This window comes from Bradyrhizobium sp. Arg237L, assembly GCF_029990105.1.
In the GTDB taxonomy this organism is placed as follows: domain Bacteria; phylum Pseudomonadota; class Alphaproteobacteria; order Rhizobiales; family Xanthobacteraceae; genus Bradyrhizobium.
This window is the reverse complement of sequence record NZ_JAQMIL010000066.1, coordinates 1-16318: the sequence shown is the minus strand read 5'-3', so window position 1 is coordinate 16318 and position 16318 is coordinate 1. Positions and strand designations below refer to the sequence as shown.

At 64.1% G+C, this 16318-nt stretch carries 11 protein-coding genes and 2 riboswitches; of the genes, 6 read left to right on the top strand and 5 right to left on the bottom strand.

Features of this window, described 5'->3' with window-relative positions; genetic code table 11:
- Positions 1-254: 254 nt before the first annotated feature.
- Positions 255-2516: a L,D-transpeptidase family protein gene (locus tag OZ411_RS31780; RefSeq protein WP_282531119.1), complete on the top strand. Its 2262-nt coding sequence runs from the start codon at positions 255-257 to the stop codon at positions 2514-2516.
- Positions 2517-2777: 261 nt separating this feature from the next.
- On the top strand, positions 2778-4391 hold the full coding sequence (locus OZ411_RS31775; protein ID WP_282531118.1) for a DUF882 domain-containing protein: 1614 nt from the start codon (positions 2778-2780) through the stop codon (positions 4389-4391).
- Positions 4392-4615: 224 nt separating this feature from the next.
- On the opposite strand, the gene OZ411_RS31770 is transcribed toward OZ411_RS31775, so the two are convergent.
- A complete protein-coding gene (locus OZ411_RS31770; protein WP_028163653.1) occupies positions 4616-4885 on the bottom strand; it encodes a DUF2312 domain-containing protein in 270 nt (89 codons plus the stop codon).
- Positions 4886-5161: 276 nt separating this feature from the next.
- Positions 5162-5464 (bottom strand): DUF1244 domain-containing protein, encoded by a 303-nt coding sequence (locus OZ411_RS31765; RefSeq protein WP_282531117.1) that lies wholly within the window; start codon positions 5462-5464, stop codon positions 5162-5164.
- A gap of 254 nt (positions 5465-5718) precedes the next feature.
- Here OZ411_RS31765 and OZ411_RS31760 point away from each other — a divergent pair, with 254 nt between their 5' ends.
- Positions 5719-6252, top strand: a complete 534-nt coding sequence (locus tag OZ411_RS31760; protein ID WP_282531116.1) for a DUF1036 domain-containing protein — start codon at positions 5719-5721, stop codon at positions 6250-6252.
- Entirely contained in the window at positions 6249-7685 is a 1437-nt protein-coding gene (gene pyk / locus OZ411_RS31755; RefSeq protein ID WP_130579700.1) for a pyruvate kinase, read from the top strand. Before OZ411_RS31760 ends, pyk begins: the two co-directional genes overlap by 4 nt.
- Before the next feature lie 126 nt (positions 7686-7811).
- On the opposite strand, the gene OZ411_RS31750 is transcribed toward pyk, so the two are convergent.
- From OZ411_RS31750 to OZ411_RS31740, 3 genes are all read right to left on the bottom strand, one after another.
- On the bottom strand, positions 7812-8486 hold the full coding sequence (locus OZ411_RS31750) for a TetR/AcrR family transcriptional regulator (protein ID WP_130579699.1): 675 nt from the start codon (positions 8484-8486) through the stop codon (positions 7812-7814).
- A gap of 179 nt (positions 8487-8665) precedes the next feature.
- Complete coding sequence (locus OZ411_RS31745) at positions 8666-9793, bottom strand: ribonucleotide-diphosphate reductase subunit beta (RefSeq protein ID WP_282531115.1); 1128 nt, start codon at positions 9791-9793, stop codon at positions 8666-8668.
- 23 nt (positions 9794-9816) lie between these two features.
- Entirely contained in the window at positions 9817-12693 is a 2877-nt protein-coding gene (locus OZ411_RS31740; RefSeq protein WP_282531114.1) for a ribonucleoside-diphosphate reductase subunit alpha, read from the bottom strand.
- A gap of 115 nt (positions 12694-12808) precedes the next feature.
- A riboswitch (cobalamin riboswitch) is annotated at positions 12809-13028 on the bottom strand.
- Between the two features lie 132 nt (positions 13029-13160).
- A riboswitch (cobalamin riboswitch) is annotated at positions 13161-13364 on the top strand.
- Between the two features lie 106 nt (positions 13365-13470).
- On the opposite strand from OZ411_RS31740, the gene metE reads away from it, so the two are divergent.
- Both metE and OZ411_RS31730 read left to right on the top strand, forming a co-directional pair.
- A complete protein-coding gene (metE, locus tag OZ411_RS31735) occupies positions 13471-15801 on the top strand; it encodes a 5-methyltetrahydropteroyltriglutamate--homocysteine S-methyltransferase (RefSeq protein ID WP_282531113.1) in 2331 nt (776 codons plus the stop codon).
- 50 nt (positions 15802-15851) lie between these two features.
- Entirely contained in the window at positions 15852-16049 is a 198-nt protein-coding gene (locus tag OZ411_RS31730; protein ID WP_282531112.1) for a hypothetical protein, read from the top strand.
- Positions 16050-16318 lie beyond the last annotated feature (269 nt).

Genomic DNA, 16318 nt, shown 5'->3' with positions numbered 1-16318 from the left:
TGAGTTGCCCCGCATGGCGCTGGCTGCATGAAGGGGGCGTATGTATCGTCTGCGTTGATTTTGTTGCGTGCAGGCGTGAAGCAGTTTTGATCGAGTGAGGCCGGCGCTTCCGCGCAATCTGAGGGCATGATCCGGGAAGGTCATGCTCGAACAAATCGAGCGTGATGACGGCTCTAACGAAGCGTCATCGGGCTCCAGGACCATGATGTGAGAACTGTTCCAAAGCCGGGCAGTTCGCCCCAGGGGGTGTGACGATGCGTGACTGTTCGAAAGGCCGTACCGGATTCGACCGCGTGCTGATGGCCGTCGCCGCGACGTTCCTGACGGTCTCTGCGACCTCAGCGCTGGCCCAGTCGGACGCGCCGCGCGCCAGCGCCGCAGAACTCGCGATCGATGCCGCGATCCCGCGTCCCGAGCCTGCCAACGTTCCGCCGCCGACCGCGGCCGATATCAAGCTGGACACCACCGCCTCGGTGCCGGATGCGACGAAGGACGCCATCACGCCGAGCGAACCCGACGCCGCCACCAAAACCGCTGAGCCCAAGCTCGAATCCAAGCCGGCCGATGTCGTCACCGCGCCCGCCGCCGAACCGAAGCCGAGCGACGTGGCGAAGGACGCGCCCAAGGACACGGCGAAGGAGCCAGTCAAGAACGACACCGCCACGGTGACGCCTTCAGCCGGGCCCGCTGCTGCGACCGCCGCCGCTCCTGCGTCCGTCACGGCGCCTGCTCCGGCAACCGCCAACGCGCCTGTAGCCGAGCCCGCCAAAGAGCCGGTCAAGGCTGCGAGCAACGTGCCGGCGGAAGATCAGCTGGTTGCCGACAAGCTTCGCGAGACGCTGGCCGGCAAGACGCTGCGCACCTTTGACCGCAAGAACGAGCGCGCCGCGGTCGAGAAGTTCTACTCCGCGCGCGACTATGCGCCGGTGTTCACGCAAGGCGGCAAGCTGACCGCAACCGGCAAGGGCGTGATCGCGCGGCTCAAGGACGCCGCCTCCGATGGCCTCAACCCGGAAGACTATCCGGTGCCGGAGTTTGCCTTGGCCTTCTCCTCGCCCGACGCGCTGGCGGAAGCCGAGCTGAAGCTCACCGCCAGCATGCTGGATTATGCGCGTCAGGCGCAGAGCGGCCGGATGCACTGGTCGCAGGTCTCGGCCGACATCCTCTATCCCGAGCATCCGATCGATCCGTCGGAAGTCCTCGCCAACGTGACCGGCGCGAAGGACGCCTCCGCCGCGCTGGACAGCTACAACCCGCCGCACAAGCTCTACCGCGAGCTCAAGGCCAAGCTCGCCGAGTTGCGCGGCCAGGGCGATGGCCCGGCGATCGAGATCACCGAGGGGCCGGTGCTGGCCTACAAGCCCGCCACCAAAAAGCAGCCGGCGGATGTGCCGGAAGATCCGCGCGTGCCGCAGCTCCGCGCCAAGCTCGGCGTCAACGAGAATCCGGATGACACGCGTTACGACGCCAAGGTCGCCGAAGCCGTGCGCAAATTCCAGCGCAGCGTCGAGCTGAAGCCTACCGGCGTGCTTGACGATCGCACCGTGAAAGCGATCAACAGCCCGAAGCGCGACAGGCAGATCGACACCGTCATCGTCAACATGGAGCGCTGGCGCTGGCTGCCGCGCCAGCTTGGCGCGGCTTCCCTCGGCAACGCCTATGTCATCCTCAACATCCCCGACTACACGCTGCGGGTGATGCAGAACGGTGCGCCGGTCTGGACCACGCGGGTCGTGACCGGCAAGCCGGGACAGCACGCCACCCCGCTTCTGACCGAGACGATGAAGTACATCACGGTCAACCCGACCTGGAACGTGCCGCCGTCGATCATCTACAACGAATACCTGCCGGCCCTGCAGCAGGATCCCACCGTGCTGCAGCGGATGGGCCTGCGGCTCGAATATGGCCGCGACGGCTCGATTCACATCTCGCAGCCACCGGGTGAAGCGAACGCGCTCGGACGCATCCGCTTCAACTTCCCGAACAAGTTCCTGGTCTATCAGCACGACACGCCGGACAAGAACCTGTTCGGCAGGGAAGAGCGCGCCTTCAGCCATGGCTGCATGCGCGTGCAGAACCCGGACCAGTACGCTTCCGTGCTGCTCAACATCACGATGACGGACGAGCGTTGGACGCCGGAGCGGATCCGCAGCATGTATGGCTCGAGCGAGATCGACCTGAAATTCCCGACCCCGATCCCGGTCAACATCACCTACCAGACCGCGTTCGTGGACGATGTCGGCAAGTTGCAATTCCGGAAGGACGTCTATGGCCGCGACGCCGGCATGCTGGCGCTGCTCAAGAACAACCGCGGCAAGGACCTCGAATCAGTGGTGGCGCATGCGCAGCCGAACTATTCGCGCCCGAGCCGCAACAGCCTGCCGCCCGGCGTCAGCATCGCCAGCGAAAACACCAATTCCGGCCTGAACTTCTTCGAGCGGCTGTTCGGCGGCGGCCAGCCTGTGCCGCCCGCTCCGATTGGGCGCGGACAGTCGCGCGGGGTGTTCACCCGTTAATCCACCGCTCTCGGGACGCGCCAGATTCCAGAGCAAAATCAATGATCCCGCCCGCCCGGCGGGATCAATTACATTAACCATTATTCATTTGGCGCGGGTGGCGGCGCTTTTTCGCCACAGTCAACAGTTTAGGTGAGAGCCAACTTGGGAAACGGGATGGTAAATCTCGGTTAACCGTCCCGCTTTAAGAATGCGTTCACCGCCTTTCGCCGGGGTCTGCGAAAGAAAGGTCGAACGCTCGACGACTGGGTGGGCTCATCGGTGCTGGCTGTACGCACACGCCACTATAAACTGCTGTCGTTCCCGAAAGCCGGATGTCAGGTCGGGCTGACGTCGCTATTGCTGCTTGCAGGCGCCGGATCGGTTCACGACGCCACCGCCTTGAACGAGACCCGCACCCTCTCCTTCCACCACACCCATTCGAACGAAGATCTCACCATCACCTTCAAGCGCGACGGCCGCTACGACGAAGACGCGCTGAAGAAGCTCAATCACTTCTTGCGCGACTGGCGCACCCAGGACGAGACCACGATGGATCGTCGGCTCTTCGACATCCTCTGGGAAGTCTATCGCGACGTCGACGGCAAGCAGCCGATCAACATCATCTCCTCCTACCGCTCTCCCGCTACTAACGCCATGCTCCGCCGCCGCTCCTCCGGGGTGGCGCGCTTCAGCCAGCACATGCTGGGGCATGCGATGGATTTCTACATTCCCGGCGTGCCGCTCGAGCAGATCCGCTATGCCGGCCTGCGCCTACAGCGTGGCGGTGTCGGTTTCTATCCGACCTCCGGCTCGCCTTTTGTTCACCTCGACACCGGCTCGATTCGCCACTGGCCACGCATGACGCATGACCAGTTGGCGAGGGTGTTCCCGGACGGCCGCACCGTCCACGTCCCCTCCGATGGCAACCCGTTGAAGGGCTATGAGCTTGCCCGCGCCGACATTGAGCGGCGCGGTAATGGCGATGGCTCGTCGTCCGGCGGCGGCAAGATCGGCGGCTTCCTGACCGCGCTGTTCACGGGCAAGCCGGCTGCTGGGAGCGACGAGGACGACGAGGGCGCAGCTACGTCGGCTGCCGTCGAGAAGCCCGCGCCCGTCCTGGCTTCCGCCAGATCTGCCGACTCCAAGTCGGCCGACCCCGTGCCGATGCCGCGCGCAAAACCGCAATTCGCCTCGACGATCCAGCTCGCCGCAGCCGACGCCCAGATCGTCCCGGCCGCAAAGGCCAAGCCGGCAGCGCCGGCGCCCGCCGAGAAGTCCGAGCCGAAGCTTGAGACGCCTGCCGACATCATCAATGCCCGCGGCTTCTGGGGCGACGATCTACCGGCAGCGAAACAGGCAACCGCCGCGCAGATCGCAGCCTTCAAGGCACGCGAGGCGGTCGGTGCCACCGATCCGCAGGCCACTGCCAGCGTGTCGGAGAATTTCAACAAAGCGCTCGCCTATGCCCCGGCGAACTCGTCGGTTGACCGTAGCAATGTCGTTGCCGCCTCCGCGCCGGTCCCACGCAGCGTCCGTCCGAGCCGCAATGCCGGCGCCGCCGCAACCGAGATCAACACCGTGGTCGCCAAGGGCGCGCAAGGTCAGGGCAGCGTGATCTCGACCTCGACCCGTATCTCCGCCGCCAAGGGCAACGATCTCTGGATGCGCGTGGTGATGCTGGCGCCGAGCGCGAGCAACGCCATGCTGACCACCGTGCTCGGCGATACCGACATGACCATGATGCGCGCCCATTTCGTCAAGCCGCAGGCCGGGATCAACATGACCTTCTCAAACGATCCGATGATGGGCATGAGCTGCGACAGCTTCACCGGCTCCGCCACCGCAACGCTTCCGACGACCTCCTTCGTCGTCCGCACCGCCGCGCTGCGCTGATTCGCCTCCCCAAATTCAGTGTCGTCCCGCGAAAACGGGAATCCGCCGCTGTCTGACATCGAAACGGAATCCTTTCCGTCATTGCGAGCGAAGCGAAGCAATCCATGCCACCACTTGCGGAGACATGGATTGCTTCGTCGCGTTGCTCCTCGCAATGACGGCGGTGTCTCGGGTCGCGCTTCGCTTGCCCGGGACGACAGGGGTGTCGTTATCCGGCTAGCGCCTCAGATCATCCCCAGCGCTTGCATGTAGGTCTCGATGATCGTCTCCTGTTCCTGGCGCTCGTTCGGATCCTGCTTGCGCAGGCGCACGATCGTGCGCAGGGCTTTGACGTCGTATCCGTTGCCCTTGCTCTCGGCATAGACGTCGCGGATGTCGTCCGAGATCGCCTTTTTCTCTTCTTCCAGCCGCTCGATGCGTTCGATGATGGCCTTGAGCTGGTCTTTTGCGAATCGGGTCGCGGGTTCTTCTTTGACGGCAGCGGAGGTGGCCATCGGGTACTCCTGAAATGGAACTGGTGTTGAGGCGTCCTGAGCGGTATGCGCTCCTCACGCATCGCGTGTCGGAAATGACCCTCAAGTTTGGGACGCCTCCCGTCAAGGAAACGTCGCGCTCATCCACAGCGCGCCCACAAGAGATGCGGGAGAAGTCCGTGATTCCCGGTACAGGCCCGTAGCCCGGATGGAGCGCAGCGTAATCCGGGAATCTTGGTGTGCGCGCGGCAAAGACCCCGGATTGCGCTGCTCTCCATCCGGGCTACAGGCCTCGCCTCAATGCCCGGGATGCGCCTTCTTCATCGTGGCCAGTTGCTCCGGCGTCGCCGTGCCCTGGTATTTTGCCTTCCACTCTTCATAGGGCATGCCGTAGACGGCCTCGCGGCTCTCATCCTTGCTGATCGCGATACCCTTGGCGTCGGCCTCTTCCTTCATCCAGTTGGAGAGGCAATTCCGGCAGAATCCGGCGAGGTTCATCAGGTCGATATTCTGGACGTCGGTGCGGTCCTGCAGATGCTGCACCAGGCGCCGGAACACGGCGGCTTCCAGCTCGGTCCTGGTCCTGTCGTCAATGGTCATGGCCGTCATCCCGGTTTGTGATTCCCAGCATATTGATATCAGGTGGGATTCGTCACAGATTTTGCCACATCGCTGCGCAAAACAGCATGAAATCGGGTGGGATCGGCGGTTTTCGATGGCAGAAGTCCGCCTGCCTTCCGTTGACAGGCGCCACCGAGCCACGCGAAATCGTCAATGATTCGGTGTAGCTTCGCCTCATGATCGTACTGGATTCCCTTCCCCTCCCCCCTCGTCTGCTTGCCGGTCTTCTGCCCATGCTGGCGCTTGTGGCGGCGTGCCTGTGGACCAGCCCCGCGGCGGCCGATTTCCGGCTCTGCAACAATACCGCCAGCCGGGTCGGCATCGCGCTCGGCTACAAGGACGCGGAGGGCTGGACCACCGAGGGTTGGTGGAACATCTCCTCGCGCTCCTGCGAGACCTTGCTGCGGGGCAATCTGGTCGCGCGCTATTATTACATCTACGCGCTGGACTATGACCGCGGCGGCGAATGGTCGGGCCAGGCCTTCATGTGCTCGCGCGACAAGGAGTTCACCATTCGCGGCACCGAGAATTGCCTGGCGCGCGGCTATGACCGCACTGGCTTCTTCGAGGTCGATACCGGGGAGCAACGGGCGTGGACCGTACAACTGACGGAAGCCAACGAGCAGCCGGCGCAGAAGGTGCCGGGAATGCCGGGCGGGGTCGCACCGGGGACTCCCCCAGTGCCAGGCCTGCCCAATCCACCGGGCGGAACGCCTCCAGGCGCGTCTGGTCTACCTCCAGCCGCACCGCCCGGAAGCAAGCAATGAGAAGACTACGTCGGATCAAGATCCTCGCGACCTTGGGTCCCGCCTCCTCCGACAGCGCAATGATCCGCAAGCTGTTCGAGGCCGGCGCCGACCTCTTTCGCATCAACATGAGCCACACCCCGCATGACAAGATGCGGGACCTTGTGAAGACCATCCGCAATGTCGAGTCCAGCTACGGCCGGCCGATCGGCATCCTGGTCGACCTGCAGGGGCCCAAGCTCCGGCTCGGCGCCTTTGCCGAGGGCTCAGTGCAGCTCAACAACGGCCAGAGCTTCGTGCTCGATTCCGACAAGACGCCGGGCGACAGCACCCGCGTCAACCTCCCGCATCCGGAGATCCTGGCGGCACTGCGGCCCGGCCACGCGCTATTGCTCGATGACGGCAAGGTGCGGCTGATTGCGGAAGAGACCTCGCCCGACCGCGCGGTGACGCGCGTGGTGATCGGCGGCAAGATGTCGGACCGCAAGGGCGTCAGCCTCCCCGACACCGACCTGCCGGTGTCGGCGATGACGCCGAAGGACCGCGCCGATCTCGAGGCCGCGCTGACGACGGGCATCGACTGGATCGCACTGTCCTTCGTGCAGCGCGCCGAGGACGTCCACGAGGCCAAGAAGATGATCCGCGGCCGCGCCGCAGTAATGGCGAAGATCGAGAAGCCGCAGGCGATCGACCGGCTGGCCGACATCATCGAGGCATCCGATGCGCTGATGGTCGCGCGCGGTGATCTCGGCGTCGAGCTGCCGCTGGAGCGCGTGCCGAGCCTGCAGAAGCAGATGACGCGGATGGCGCGCCGCGCCGGCAAGCCGGTGGTGGTCGCGACCCAGATGCTGGAATCGATGATCCAGGCGCCGGTGCCGACCCGCGCCGAGGTCTCTGACGTCGCCACCGCCGTCTATGAGGGCGCGGACGCGATCATGCTCTCGGCGGAATCGGCTGCCGGCAAATATCCGGTGGAAGCGGTCACCACCATGAACCGCATCGGCGAGGAAGTGGAACGCGACCCGACCTATCGCGGCGTGCTCACCGCGCAGCGCGCCGAGCCGGAGCAGACGGTGGGCGATGCGATCGCGGATGCCGCGCGCCAGATCGCCGAGACGCTCGACCTCTCGGCGATCATCTGCTGGACCTCGTCAGGCTCGACCGCAATCCGCGTCGCGCGCGAACGGCCCAAGGTGCCGGTCGTTGCGATCACGCCGAACCTGGCGACGGGCCGCAAGCTCTCGGTCGTGTGGGGCGTGCATTGTGTCGTCGCCGAGGACGCGCGCGACCAGGACGACATGGTCGACCGCGCCAACTCCATCGCGTTCAGGGATGGCTTTGCCCGCGCAGGCCAGCGCGTGATCATCGTCGCCGGCGTCCCCCTCGGCATCCCCGGCACCACCAACATGGTCCGAATCGCCTCCGTCGCGCCCCAAAGCGACACGGAGAAGTGACGGGCGTTCGTACGGCGCATAACCTCGTAGGGTGGGCAAAGCGCAGCGTGCCCACCATTCCGGAACGCAACTGTCGACAGATGGTGGGCACGCTTCGCTTTGCCCACCCTACTTCGCTCTTGGCGCCTACGCCCCCACCAGCGCCTTCGCGGGCGTGGTGGCCTGCACCACGAGGCCGCGGGCGCGGGCGTCCATGACGCCGACGGCGCGCAATGCGAGCAGCGTCACCGTTTGCACGGCGTCGCGCAGCTTGGCGGGATCGTCGAGATTGTCGGGCGCGAGCGGGCCGACCAGCGACTCATGCAGCGCGCCGAGCAGCGCGGTGGCGGCGAGCGCGGTGTCCTGCGCCGGCAGGTGGCCGGCGCGTACCGCGGCATCGATTCGAGTGGCGATTTCGCCGGCGATCTCGCGCCGGCTGGCAAGCCGCGAGGCGGTGACATCGACATCGACAGGCTCGGCCAGGATGCCCCAGGCGAGCTTACGCTGCGACAACACATGGACGGCAACCGTGGTGACCGCGGCGGCCAGCGCCGAGGACGGCCCCGGCGCGGCATCGGCCGCCCGGCGAATCGCGGCGAGTTCGTCGCGCGAAACCTCGGCGATCAGCTCGGAGATCAGGTCGGCCTTGGACGGGAAATAACGGTAGACGGTTCCCGCCGCGACATGGGCGCGGACCGCGACGGGCGCGATCTGCACCGCGGCCATGCCGCCATCCGCCGCCGCTTCGCGCGCCGCCGCCAGAATGGCGCTGCGCCGGGCGGCCAGCCGCTTTACCACTTGATGGGTTCGCCGATAGACCATGGCGCGGTTCCCGTCCCCAGGCTCTCGCCGGCTCGGGATCGGCCGAACGAGACTTCACTATTTTGGGCGATCGAGCGCGGATCGCTACAAAAGATGAACACCTATTCATGGCGTCTGGCAAGACGGATTTGTGCCGTCTGGAATGCACAAAAAGAAGGGGTCCCACCGCCGGACCTTGGTTACTCCCAGCTTAACGCGCCGCCGTTCTGGTATTCGATCACGCGGGTCTCGAAGAAATTCTTCTCTTTCTTCAGGTCCATCGCCTCCGACATCCAGGGAAAGGGATTGTCGGCTTCATCGAATACCGGCGCGAGCCCGAGTTGGGCGCAACGGCGATTGGCGATGAAGTGCATGTAGGTTTCGCAGAGTGCCGCGTTCAATCCGAGAAAGCCGCGCGGCATGGTGTCCCGCCCATAGGCTGCTTCGAGCTCGGCCGCCGTCCGCACCATCTCGCGAATCTCCTCCTGGAACGCCTTCGTCCAAAGATGCGGATTCTCGATTCGGATCTGGTTGATGACATCGATGCCGAAGTTCAGGTGGATGGATTCATCGCGCAGGATGTACTGATACTGCTCGGCGATCCCGACCATTTTGTTGCGCCGGCCGAGCGAGAGGATCTGCGCGAAGCCGGTGTAGAACCACATGCCTTCGAAGATGACGTAGAAGGCGACGAGGTCGCGCAGGAACGCCTGGTCGGCTTCCGGCGTCCCGGTCCTGAAATCGGGATCGTCCAGATGCTGTGTATGCTTCAGCGCCCACGCCGCCTTGTCCGTGATCGAGGGCACCTCGCGGTACATGTTGAACAGCTCGCCTTCATCGAGCCCCAGGCTCTCGACGATGTACTGGAAGGTGTGGGTGTGCACGGCCTCCTCGAAGGCCTGCCGCAACAGATATTGCCGGCATTCCGGATTGGTCAGATGGCGATAGATCGCGAGCACGATGTTGTTCGCGACGAGGCTTTCGGACGCCGCGAAGAAGCCGAGATTGCGCTTGATCGCGCGGCGCTCGTCCTCAGTCAGGCCGTCGCGCGATTTCCACAGCGCGATGTCGGCCTGCATCGAGACTTCCGTTGGCATCCAGTGGTTGTTGCAGGCGGCAAGATATTTCTCCCACGCCCATTTGTATTTCAGCGGCAGCAACTGATTGACGTCGGCGCGGCAGTTGATCATCCGCTTGTCGTCGACCGAGACACGGCCGCCATGGCGATCGATGGCGCCGAGGCCGGTCTGGTTGCCGGCTGCGGTGACGTTCATGACGGGGATGGCCGCGTAGCGCGCGGGCGCGGCGGGCTCTGACCAGTCGAGCATGGTGTTGTTCCTTATTCCGCTGCTCACTGGCAGGCTTCGCATTCGGGATTGTCGATCGAGCACGCGATGGCGCCGGACAAGTCCGGGGCGGTGGACATCGCCGGGGCAACTGTAACGGCGTTGAGCTTGCCGTCGGTGCCCTTCAGCGTCGACTTCTCGACATGGGTGGCGCTGCGCGAGCGCAGGTAATAGGTCGTCTTCAGGCCGCGCTGCCAGGCCACGCGATACAGCGCATCGAGCTTCTTGCCGGAGGGGTTGGCGATATAGAGGTTGAGCGACTGCGACTGGTCGATCCACTTTTGCCGCCGCGCCGCCGCCTCGATCAGCCAGGCGCTGTCGATCTCGAACGCGGTCGCGTAGAGCGCCTTGACATCATCGGGGATGCGGTCGATCGCACCGAGACTGCCATCGAAATATTTGAGGTCGCTGACCATCACCTCGTCCCACAGCCCGCGCGCCTTGAGATCGCGGACCAGGAAGGCGTTCACGACCGTGAAGTCGCCGGACATGTTGGATTTGACATAGAGATTCTGGTAGGCGGGCTCGATCGACTGCGCCACGCCGCAGATGTTGGAGATGGTTGCCGTCGGCGCGATCGCCATCACGTTGGAATTGCGCATGCCGACCGTCTTGACGCGCTCGCGCAAGCCCTCCCAGTCCAGCGTGCGCGAGCGGTCCATCGCGACTTCACCGCGCGCTTCGGCAAGCAGCTCGATCGAATCGATCGGCAGGATGCCCTGGCTCCACAGCGATCCCTCGAACGACGGATAACGGCCGCGCTCGGCGGCGAGATCGACGGAAGCCGAGATCGCGTGATAGGCGATCGCCTCCATGCTGGTGTCGGCGAAGGTGACCGCCGCCTCGGACGCAAGCGGGATACGAAGCACATGCAGCGCATCCTGAAATCCCATCAACCCGAGGCCGACCGGCCGGTGCCGCAGGTTGGAGCGCCGTGCCTCGGGGATGGTGTAGAAATTGATGTCGATGACATTGTCGAGCATCCGCATCGCCGTCGCGACCGTCCGCTTCAGCCTGACCGAGTCGAGCCCGCGCTCGCCGATATGGTTGAGCAGGTTGATCGAACCGAGATTGCAGACCGCGGTCTCCTCGTCCGAAGTGTTGAGCGTGATCTCGGTGCAGAGATTGGAGGAATGGATCACGCCGACGTGGCGCTGCGGCGAACGCAAATTGCAGGGGTCCTTGAAGGTGATCCAGGGATGCCCGGTTTCGAATAGCATGGTCAGCATCTTGCGCCATAGATCGACCGCGCGGATCTTCTTGGATACGCGCATCTCGCCGCGCGCGGCCTTGTCTTCGTAGGACGCGTAGCGCTCGGCAAAAGCCTTGCCGTAGAGATCATGCAGATCGGGCGTCTCGTCCGGCGAGAACAGCGTCCATGCGCCATCGGCCTCGACGCGCTGCATGAAGAGATCGGGCACCCAGTTCGCAGTGTTCATGTCATGGGTGCGGCGGCGATCGTCGCCCGTGTTCTTGCGCAGGTCGAGAAACTCCTCGACATCGATGTGCCAGGTCTCGAGATAGGCGCAGACCGCGCCTTTGCGTTTTCCACCCTGGTTGACGGCGATCGCGGTGTCGTTGGCAACTTTAAGGAACGGCACCACGCCCTGGCTCTCGCCATTGGTGCCCTTGATGTGCGCGCCAAGCCCACGCACGCGGGTCCAGTCATTACCGAGGCCGCCGGAATATTTGGCAAGCAGCGCGTTGTCCTTGATCGACTTGAAGATGCCGTCGAGATCATCAGGAACAGTGGTGAGAAAGCAGGACGACAGTTGCGGCCGCAGCGTGCCGGAATTGAACAGCGTCGGCGTCGACGCCATGAAGTCGAAGGAGGACAGGAGATTGTAGAACTCGATCGCGCGTGCCTCGCGGTCGATCTCGCGCAATGCCAGACCCATGGCGACACGCATGAAGAAGGCCTGCGGCAATTCGATCCGGTCGCCGCGGACATGCAGGAAATAGCGATCATAAAGCGTCTGCAAGCCGAGGAACTGGAACGCGAGATCGCGCTCCGGCTTCAGCGCCGCGGCGAGCTTGTTCAGGTCGAAGCGGGCGAGCTCGGGGTCGAGCAATTCGGCGCGGATGCCGGCCTTGATATAGACCGGGAAGTATTCGCCATAACGCACGGCCATGTCCGCCTGCGACGCAGTGGTTGGTGTGCCCTGCACGAAGGACAGCACTTCGGTGCGGAGCTTGTCGAGCAGCAGGCGCGCGCTGACATAGGCGTAATTCGGCTCCTGCTCAACCAGCGTGCGCGCCGCCATCACGCTGGCGAGCGCGAGTTCATCCTGGCTGATGCCGTCATACAGATTGCGCTGGATTTCTGCCACCACAGGCGCGGCGTCGACGCCGTCGAGCCCGGCGCAGGCTTCGCCGACGATCATCGCCAGCCGCGCATGGTCGAGCGGCACTTTGGTGCCATCCGCGAGCGTCACATGGATGATCGGCCCGCTCGGTGCCTTCACAGATTTCGCGGCCTGCTGCTCGGCGCGCTGCCGCGCCCGCTCCTCGCGATAAAGCACGTAGGCCCGCGCCACCTTGTGATGGCCGCTGCGCATCAGCGCCAATTCGACCTGGTCCTGGATGTCTTCGATATGAAAGGTGCGGCCCTCGCTCATCCGGCGCGACAGCGCGCCGACGACTTCCGCGGTCAATTCCTCGACCGCCTCGTGCACGCGGCGCGACGCTGCCGCCGTATGACCCTCGACCGCGAGGAAGGCCTTGGTCATTGCCACCGAGATCTTGCCGGCATCGAATTGCGACACCGTGCCGTTGCGGCGGATCACCTGCATCGGCAGCCGCGCTTCCGGCGCCGCGATCGCTTCGGGGCGCAGGTGGATGAGAGGCGCGACTGCTGCTTCGCGATCGAGAGAGAGTGACATCTTGCAGACCCCGTGATGTTTGTTGGGGCCGGATGCCGGAGGCGACGCTGCGTGATGATGCCGGCGGCGCACCGACATGAGCCTGCAAGCGACCGCCGGGACACCCCGCCCGTGGACGTTCTTTTGCTGTCGCGGCAGGTCTCCTGGCTCGCAGGTCGGCGTTACTCCCCGTCTTCCCAATGCGATGCCGCATCAGTGACGTCTAAAGTCGGGAGCAACTCACTGCTTACAGTTGCGGGGGCAGCGCCGGATTCTCGCGATAAATGCGCGATCACTGGCTTCCCTCTTAGCCACCATTCCTTGCGTCATGATGGACCGTGACAGCTACATCTGGTGCGATTTGGGGAATGGTGTCAATGGGACGTATGGGCGAAGCGCAGAAATTTCGGCCCATGCCGTCGATGCTGTGAACAACCGGCGCCACGCGCACGTGATGTCATCCGAGTTGACGTTCGCGCGATCTTGCCGGTAAGTGAACGCGTCGTGGTTCTTCGGAGAGATCTTTTTTCCGGAGCTAAGAGGGAAGCCGGTGTGAAGCCGGAGCTGCCCCCGCAACTGTAAGCGGCGAGCCGCGGTCCACAATTGCCACTGAAGCCTGCAAAGCTTCGGGAAGGCCGGACCGCAGCAACGACCCGCGAGCCAGGAGACCTGCCTCGACAACATACACGTCCTCGGGCGGGGTGTCCCGGTGGTGCGGTTGCGATTCCGTGCACACCTCGCGCAGGGAATCCAGACGTGTCACTACGGCCTTTGCCCCCAACTCATGGGGTTAAGCCAATGTCTTCCACTTCACTTGCTGTTGCATCTCTCGGAACGCCGCGGATCGGTCCGCGCCGTGAACTGAAATTCGCGCTGGAACGCTTTTGGTCCGGCGCATCGGACGAAAAGACGCTGATCGAAACCGGCATCGGGCTCCGTGCGACCAATTGGGCGCGGCAGAAGAAGCTCGGTATCACCGTGATCCCGTCGAACGATTTTTCGTTCTACGATCAGGTGCTCGACACCTGCGCGATGGTCGGCGCGATCCCGGAAACCTATGGCTGGACCGGCGGCGCAGTGCCGCTTGCGACCTATTTCGCGATGGCACGCGGCACCAAGGCCGACGCGCATGACGAGGCCTGCGGACATGGCCATCACACGCACGGCGTGGCGGCGCTCGAAATGACGAAATGGTTCGACACCAACTATCATTACATAGTGCCGGAGCTTCGCAAGAACCAGTATTTTGCGCTCGCCTCGCGCAAGCCGATCGAAGAGTATGAGGAGGCGAAGGCACTGGGTTATCAGACGCGCCCCGTGCTGATCGGCCCGGTCACGTTCCTGAAACTGGCCAAGTCCAAGGACGCGCATTTCGACACGCTGTCGCTGCTCGACCGGCTCTTGCCGGTCTACATCGAAGTGTTGCGCGAGCTCGCTGCCCGCGGCGCGGAATGGGTGCAGATCGACGAGCCCTGTCTCGCAACTGATCTGGACGCCGCCGCTCAGCAAGCCCTACGGCGCGCCTATTCCGGAATCGCCAAAGCAGTGCCGGACATCAGGATCATGCTGGCGACCTACTTCGGCGGGCTCGGCGGCAATCGTGCGGTCGCGTTTGACCTTCCGGTCGCCGGCCTGCATCTCGATCTCGTGCGCGCGCCTGAACAGCTCGGCGATCTCATGGATGTTCCGAAGCAGCGCGTGCTGTCGCTCGGCGTGATCGACGGCCGGAATGTCTGGCGCGCGGATCTGAGCCGGATCCTCGATCAGCTCAAGCTCGTTGTCGCAAAGCTCGGCAAGGAACGCGTCCAGATCGCGCCATCGTGCTCGCTGCTTCATGTGCCAATCGATCTCGCGCTGGAGACGAAGCTCGATCCCGAGGTGAAGACCTGGCTCTCATTCTCGGCGCAGAAGCTCGAAGAACTTGCCGCCCTCGGCGCAGCTCTTGGAAGTGGCCGGGCCCATGCGTCCGAAGCGATCCGAGCATCCGATGCCGCCGCGGCCGCGCGCAAGATCTCGCCGCGGATTCACGATGCGAAGGTTGCCCAGCGTCTCGCCGCCATCGATGACGGCACGCGCCATCGTGCCAGCCGGTTCGCCGAGCGCGTCGAGGTGCAGCGCGAGCGGTTCAACCTGCCGCGCTTCCCGACCACGACCATCGGCTCCTTCCCGCAGACGACCGATGTCAGGAACGCACGCGCCGCGCATGCCAAGGGCGCACTCAGCGATACCGCGTACAAGACCTATCTGCAGCATCAGACCGCGCGCGCCATCCGTTGGCAGGAGAGCATCGGGCTCGACGTCCTGGTCCATGGCGAGTTCGAGCGCAACGACATGGTGCAGTATTTTGGCGAGCAGCTTTCCGGCTTCGCCTTCACCGAACTCGGCTGGGTGCAGTCCTACGGCTCGCGTTGCGTCCGGCCGCCGATCCTCTACGGCGACGTCTCGCGACCGCAGCCGATGACGGTCGAATGGTGGCAATTCGCGCAGTCGCTGACGACAAAGCCGGTGAAGGCGATGTTGACCGGCCCCGTGACCATCCTGAACTGGTCGTTTGTCCGCGACGACCTGCCGCGCAGCGAAGTGTGCCGGCAAATCGCGCTCGCTATTCGGGATGAGGTGCACGATCTCGAAGCGGCCGGCGCCGGCATGATCCAGATCGACGAGGCAGCGCTGCGGGAAGGCCTGCCGCTGCGCAGGTCGGAATGGAAGACCTATCTCGATTGGGCGGTCGACAGTTTCCGCATCTGCGCCTCCGGCGTGCAGGACGAAACCCAGATCCACACCCATATGTGCTACTCCGAGTTCAACGACATCATCGACGCCATCGCGGCGATGGACGCCGATGTCATCTCGATCGAGACCTCGCGCTCGAAAATGGAATTGCTCGACGCCTTCCGAAATTACCGCTACCCGAACGAAATCGGCCCCGGCGTCTACGACATCCATTCACCGCGAGTGCCTGACATTGGCGAGATCACCGATCTCCTCAAGCTCGCAAGGCAACGGCTCTCCGACACCCAGCTCTGGATCAATCCCGACTGCGGCTTGAAGACCCGCAAGTGGGAGGAGGTGCGCCCGGCGCTCGCCAACATGGTGGCCGCCGCGCGCGAATTGCGGTCGCTTGCCTAAACAGTGAGGCCCCGTCTCGTATCCTGCGGCGGCTCAAGAAGGAGAACCCCATGCGCTTCTGGATTCAATGCACGAGGTTCGAGACGGGGCAGCCCATCCACATCAACATCGCGCTCGTCGGCAGCATGCGGCGCGACGGCGAGCGCACCGTGCTTGCCTTCGTCGGCGGCGATGGCGAGAGGATCGATGTCGCCGAAACGCCGGAGCACATTCTGGCCGTACATCTCGGCGCGCCCACGACGGCATGACGATATGCAGTCGGTTGCAACGTCATTGCGAGAAGCAAAGCGACGAAGCAATCCATTTCGCCGCTTGCGGAGGTATGGATTGCTTCGTCGCTTGCGCTCCTCGCAATGACGGTGTCGTCCTGGCGAAGGCCAGGACCCATAACCACCGATGCCTGTTGTGGAGCGAGCAAGCAGATACGGCTTTGCGCACCACGAGCACCTGTGGTTGATGGGGTGGACGGCCCCCTACGGCATCAGTTGTGCCAGAATGAGGTTGTCGAAATCTCAAA